General features: G+C 55.2%; 1 rRNA gene. It reads right to left on the bottom strand.

Features of this window, described 5'->3' with window-relative positions:
* Nucleotides 1–832 (bottom strand): 23S ribosomal RNA (locus A2J03_RS02840); the annotation flags it as partial.

Here is an 832-nt window from a genome sequence, read left to right as displayed (position 1 = left end):
GACGCTCCCCTACCCACCCACACACCTGGCACACCCCCCGTAAGGGATATGCGGGCTATTGTGTGAGTGCCGCAGCTTCGGTGGTGTACTTGAGCCCCGCTACATTGTCGGCGCAGGATCACTTGACCAGTGAGCTATTACGCACTCTTTCAAGGGTGGCTGCTTCTAAGCCAACCTCCTGGTTGTCTTCGCGACCCCACATCCTTTTCCACTTAGTACACGCTTAGGGACCTTAGCTGGCGATCTGGGCTGTTTCCCTCTCGACTACGAACCTTATCGCCCGCAGTCTCACTGCCACGCTCTCACTCATCGGCATTCGGAGTTTGGCTGATTTCGGTAAGCCGGTAAGCCCCCTAGACCATCCAGTAGCTCTACCTCCGATGAGAAACACGTGACGCTGCACCTAAATGCATTTCGGGGAGAACCAGCTATCACGGAGTTTGATTGGCCTTTCACCCCTACCCACAACTCATCCCCTCAGTTTTCAACCTAAGTGGGTTCGGTCCTCCACGACGTCTTACCGTCGCTTCAACCTGGCCATGGGTAGATCACTCCGCTTCGGGTCTAGAACACGCCACTACACCACAAACGTGGATACGCCCTATTCGGACTCGCTTTCGCTACGGCTACCCCACACGGGTTAACCTCGCGACATGCCACTAACTCGCAGGCTCATTCTTCAAAAGGCACGCCATCACCCACAGCAGTAAACTGCTCGAAGGCTTTGACGGATTGTAAGCGCACGGTTTCAGGTACTATTTCACTCCCCTCCCGGGGTACTTTTCACCTTTCCCTCACGGTACTAGTCCGCTATCGGTCACCAGGGAGTATT

Source organism: Rhodococcus sp. EPR-157, assembly GCF_001647195.1.
In the GTDB taxonomy this organism is placed as follows: domain Bacteria; phylum Actinomycetota; class Actinomycetes; order Mycobacteriales; family Mycobacteriaceae; genus Rhodococcoides.
Note: the sequence above shows the minus strand (reverse complement) of the source record. Positions and strands in the feature narration are given on the sequence as shown.